This is a genomic window from Streptomyces corynorhini (genome assembly GCF_003346515.1).
GTDB classification, from domain to species: Bacteria; Actinomycetota; Actinomycetes; order Streptomycetales; family Streptomycetaceae; genus Streptomyces; species Streptomyces corynorhini.
The window spans coordinates 1-4,914 of the sequence record NZ_QQNA01000179.1; the positions used below are offsets into that span (position 1 = coordinate 1).

General features: G+C 72.9%; 3 protein-coding genes. 1 reads left to right on the forward strand and 2 read right to left on the reverse strand.

What is annotated here, in order from left to right:
* Positions 1-103: 103 nt before the first annotated feature.
* Together DVH02_RS21960 and DVH02_RS21965 are read right to left on the reverse strand one after the other, a co-directional pair.
* Positions 104-787 (reverse strand): GntR family transcriptional regulator, encoded by a 684-nt coding sequence (locus DVH02_RS21960; protein ID WP_114625536.1) that lies wholly within the window; start codon positions 785-787, stop codon positions 104-106.
* Positions 788-942: 155 nt separating this feature from the next.
* Positions 943-2,310, reverse strand: coding sequence for an aspartate aminotransferase family protein (locus DVH02_RS21965; RefSeq protein WP_114625537.1), 1,368 nt, complete (start codon positions 2,308-2,310; stop codon positions 943-945).
* A gap of 450 nt (positions 2,311-2,760) precedes the next feature.
* Here DVH02_RS21965 and DVH02_RS21970 point away from each other — a divergent pair, with 450 nt between their 5' ends.
* Entirely contained in the window at positions 2,761-4,863 is a 2,103-nt protein-coding gene (locus DVH02_RS21970) for a serine/threonine-protein kinase (protein WP_114625538.1), read from the forward strand.
* Positions 4,864-4,914: the final 51 nt, after the last annotated feature.

Consider the following 4,914-nt stretch of genomic DNA (forward strand, 5'->3'; position numbering starts at 1 on the left):
CCCGTGTCCGTGCCCGTGTCCGTGCCTATGTCGCCTTCGGCTCCGGCTCCGGCGTCCGTGTCCGCTGCCGCGTCCGCCGGTCCCGCGCCCCTCGCGTGCTCCGTCACCGCCGTGAACGCTCCAGCCTGTCCGCCCACCTGAGCGAATGATCGTCGTACTCGGCGATCACGGTCCGTACCGCCGCCGCGTCGCCGAGGGTCAGCGCGTCCACCAGTCGCTCGTGCCCGCTCCACAGCCACTTCCCGCCCTCGGCGTCCTCACGCAGGAACGGTACGGAGAAGACCCATGCCTGGACGCGCAGCCGGTGCAGGAACTCCGCGACGTAGCGGTTGGCGACCAGAGCGCCCAGCTCGCGCCAGAAGCGCAGGTCGTAGCCGATGAGGATGTTCAGATCCCCGCCCCTGGCCGCGCGCGCGGCCTCCTCGGCCCTGCGCCGTACGGAGACCAGCACCGCGCCGTGCGCCCTGGCGGCCAGCCGCTCGCCCTCCAGGTCGCGGAAGACGGCGTCGACGATCAGCGCACGGGCCTCGGTCATGCCCCGGAAGTCGTCCACCGAGAACTGGTGGACGCGAAAGCCCCGGTGCTGGTCGGAGTCGAGGAGATCCTGCGCGGAGAGGTCGACCAGCGCTTCCCTGACGGGGGTGGCGGAGACTCCGTACTGCTCGGCGATCTGCTTGACGGTGAATTCCTGGCCGGGCAGTAAACGCCCCGCGAGCACTTCGTCACGCAGCGCGTCCGCGATCTGTTGCCGCAACGTATTGCGGGTCACAGGTCCGCTGGCACGCATGGTCGTTCCGCCCCTCGTCCGTCCCCTCGGCCGGCTCTGGGACACCTTAAGCCAGGGGCGGCGGGTGGGACGGGAGGGAGGAGAGGGAGCGGAGGAGGGAAGCAGGGGGAAGCAGGGGGAACCCCTCCTCCCTCCGCCGCGTAAGGGATCGCGCGTCACACGGTGTGCTCGTCCGCGACCGTGAGCGCGGCGTCCAGGATGGCCAGCCCCTCCTTCGCCTCGGCCTCGGTGATGTTGCAGGCCGGGACCACGTGCGTACGGTTCATGTTCACGAAGGGCCACAGGCCGCCCTTCTTGCACGCGGCGGCGAAGGCGGCCATCGGCGCGTTCGCCTGGCCCGAGGCGTTGTACGGGACGAGCGGCTCGCGTGTCTCCGCGTTCCGTACGAGGTCGAGCGCCCAGAACGCCCCCGTACCGCGCACCTCGCCCACCGAGGGGTGCCGGGCGGCCAGTTCGCGCAGCCCGGGGCCGAGGACGGTCGCGCCGAGGTGTGCGGCGTGCTCGACGACCTTCTCGTCCTCCATCACCCCGATGGTGGCGACGGCGGCGGCGCAGGCCAGCGGATGGCCCGAGTAGGTGAGTCCGCCGGGGTAGGGGCGGGTGGCGAAGGTGTCCGCGACGGCGGCCGAGATGGCGACGCCGCCGAGCGGGACGTAGCCGGAGTTGACGCCCTTGGCGAAGGTCAGCAGGTCGGGGACGACGTCGAAGTGCTCGGCGGCGAACCACTTGCCCGTCCGCCCGAAGCCGGCCATCACCTCGTCCAGGACGAACACGATCCCGTACCGGTCGCAGATCTCGCGCACACCCGCGAGGTAGCCGGGCGGCGGCGTCATGATGCCGGCCGTGCCGGGGATGGTCTCCAGGATGATCGCGGCGACGGTGGCCGGGCCCTCGAAGCCGATGGTCGCTTCGAGGTGTTCGAGCGCGCGGGCGCACTCCTCGGCCTCGTCGGCGGCGTAGAAGGGGGAGCGGTAGAGGAACGGCGCGTTGAAGTGGACGACCCCGGCCGTCCCGCTGTCGGACGGCCAACGGCGCGGGTCACCGGTCAGGTTGATCGCCGTATGGGTGCCTCCGTGGTACGAGCGGTACGCGGAGAGCACCTTGGGGCGTCCGGTGTGCAGCCGGGCCATCCGGACGGCGTTCTCTACGGCCTCGGCGCCGCCGTTGGTGAAGAAGATCTTGTCGAGGTCGCCGGGGGTGCGCTCGGCGATCAGCCGGGCCGCCTCGGAGCGCACGTCGACGGCGAAGGCGGGCGCGAAGGTGGTGAGCTTCGCGGCCTGCTCCTGGATCGCGGCGACGACCGTGGGGTGCTGGTAGCCGATGTTGGTGAAGACGAGGCCGCTGGTGAAGTCGAGGTAGCGGTTGCCGTCGTAGTCCCAGAAGTACGCGCCCTCGGCGCCGGCGACGGCGAGCGGGTCGATCAGCTCCTGCGCGGACCAGGAGTGGAACACGTGCGCGCGGTCGGCGGCCTTCACGGCGGCACCGGCCCGGGGGTCGGCGTGCGGGGTGGCGTCAGGGTTCATGGAGGTCAGAGTAGAGAGGGGTGGAGGTGGGAGGGTATGGCCACCTTGTATGACGTGGGCGGCCGCGGTGGGCACTCTGCCGAGCGGACGGCTCCGGCCCCGGCCTGCGCGCCACCGGACCACCGGGCTACCGGGCTACCGGGCCACCGGGCTACCGGACCACCGGGCTACCGCGACACCGGGCCACCGCGCCACCGGGCTACCGCGACACCGGACCACCGGACCACCGGGCTACCGGGCCCTGTCCGTCCTCTCCCCCTGTCCCCCTTCTCCCCCTCTCCTTCCTCTCCCGCTCCCCTTCCTCTCCCGCTCCCCTCCGCGTGGATCGCTCGGCCGCCCGAGCGTCCGTTCGCCGACGTTTCGTTCGACATACTCGACGGGTCGGCCCCGGCGTGCGAGATGATCCGGGGCGACACGGAGCTGGTCTGGTACGGGAGGGGCCGCGCGGCCATGGAAAAGCTGGCAGCTGGAGATCCACGACACATCGGCGGCTACCGGCTGCTGGCCAGACTGGGCGCGGGCGGGATGGGCCACGTCTATCTGGCGCGTTCGGACCGGGGCCGTACGGTCGCGGTCAAGCTCGTCCACCGCGAGCTGGCCGAACAGGAGCAGTTCCGGGGCCGGTTCCGGCAGGAGGTCGCGGCGGCGCGGCGGGTCGGCGGGGCGTGGACGGCGCCCGTGCTCGACGCCGACACGGAGGCCGAGGTGCCGTGGCTGGCGACCGGGTACGTGGCGGGGCCGAGCCTGAGCACGGTCGTCTCGGGCGGTCACGGCCCGCTGCCGGAACGTTCCGTTCGTATCCTCGCCTCCGGACTCGCGCACGCGCTCCAGGACATCCACAAGGCCGGTCTGATCCACCGCGACCTCAAGCCGTCGAACGTCCTGGTGACCATCGACGGCCCGCGCGTGATCGACTTCGGTATCGCCCGCGCGCTGGAGACGGTCCCCGACGAGGGCCTCACCAGGACCGGCGCGCTGATCGGCTCGCCCGGCTTCATGGCCCCGGAGCAGGTGCGCGGGGACCGGGTGACGGCGGCGTGCGACGTGTTCTGCCTCGGCTCGGTCCTGGCGTACGCGGCGACGGGCCGCCTGCCGTTCGGGGGCGCGGAGGCGGGCGCGCACGCGCTGATGTTCCGCATCGCGCAGGAGGAGCCGGACCTGTCCGCGCTCCCCGACAGCCTGGTACCGCTCGTCCGGGGCTGCTTGAAGAAGGACCCGGCCGCGCGGCCGACCACGTACGACATCCTGGCCAAGGTGGGCGAGGCGACGGACGTGGGGGCGGGGTCCGGCGGGGAACCGTGGCTGCCGGGCGGGCTGTTGGCGCAGCTGGGACAGCACGCGGTGCAGCTGCTGGAGCACGAGGACCCGGCGACGGGGCAGATACGGATACCGGAGGAGGTCCGGACGGCGACGCGCGAGACGACGCGGGAGGAGAACGGGGCGCCGGAGAAGGACGGGGCGGCGCCGGACGAGGCACCCGCGGACAAGGCGGCGGAAGACGAGGCGACCGAGGCGACGGCTTCGGTGCCGCCTGCGGCACCTGCCGCACCTGCGACGCCGAAGGGCCGTCAGGACGGCCCGCGGGACGGCGGGAATCCGACCCTGGCCCTGCCACGCGTCAAGGCAACGAAACCCGCTGAGCCGACGTCACAGACACCAAAGCCAACGCCGGGACCAGCACCCGCACCCGCACCCGCGCCCGGCCCGAGCCCCTACGGGTATCCGCAACCGGGGTACGGCTATCCGCCATCGGGATACTCGGGATACGGCGGCGGACCAGGCGGACCGGGCGTGCCGAGTGGACCCGCCGGACCGGCCGGACCCGCCGGACCCGCCGGACCTGGCGTGCCGGGTGGGCCGACTCCGCTGCCGCGCGGCTACAGCAGCGCCCCCGTACCCCCGGCGCCCCCGCTCTTCGGCACGGCGCACCCGTACGCCACCGCCACCGCCACCGCATCCGCCCCCGAGCCTCCCCGCCGCAACACCCGGGGCACGGTGGTGCTGATCATGGTCGCCGTGATCGTGGCGATCTGCGCGGGCGCCTCGGTCTACGCCTTCATGGGCGGCGACGGCACCACGAGCGCGGCCGAGAACGGCAAGGGCGGCCGATCGCGCTCCCCGGGGCCGTCCGAGTCCCCGGCGACGGACGTCTCGCCCTCCCCCTCGGCGTCGCCCTCCGCCACCGAGGAGCCGGACGGCACGATCCCCAAGAAGTACCTGGGCACCTGGAGCGGCGGCCTGGACACCTCGTCCGGCTACAGCACCCGGGTGCTCGTCATCGAGCAGGGCGAGCCGGGCGACACCGTCATGAACCTGACGGCCGAGGGCCCGCTGGCGGGCGGCGGCACCTACAAGTGCGTCTTCCAGGCTCCCCTGGCCTCCGCCCCCTCCCCCGACGCGCCGCTCCACATCGGCACGTCCGAGGTGATCTCCGGCGAACCGGCCTCCGCCTGCTTCCCCGGTCCCGAGACCCATCTGACGATCCAGCAGGACGGCAAGCTGCGCCGGGTGACGACGAGCGGCGAATCGCTGACGTACACGAAGAAGGGCTGAGGCCGCGCACCCATGAGGTCTGCCCGTCCTGGGTGCGCGGCCTCAGCCCTT

What these genes read in the sequence shown, in the direction of transcription:
- DVH02_RS21960 (WP_114625536.1), bottom strand. Translation starts at nt 787, where the DNA reads ATGCGTGCCAGCGGACCTGTGACCCGCAATACGTTGCGGCAACAGATC.
- DVH02_RS21965 (WP_114625537.1), bottom strand. Translation starts at nt 2,310, where the DNA reads ATGAACCCTGACGCCACCCCGCACGCCGACCCCCGGGCCGGTGCCGCC.
- DVH02_RS21970 (WP_114625538.1), top strand. Translation starts at nt 2,761, where the DNA reads ATGGAAAAGCTGGCAGCTGGAGATCCACGACACATCGGCGGCTACCGG.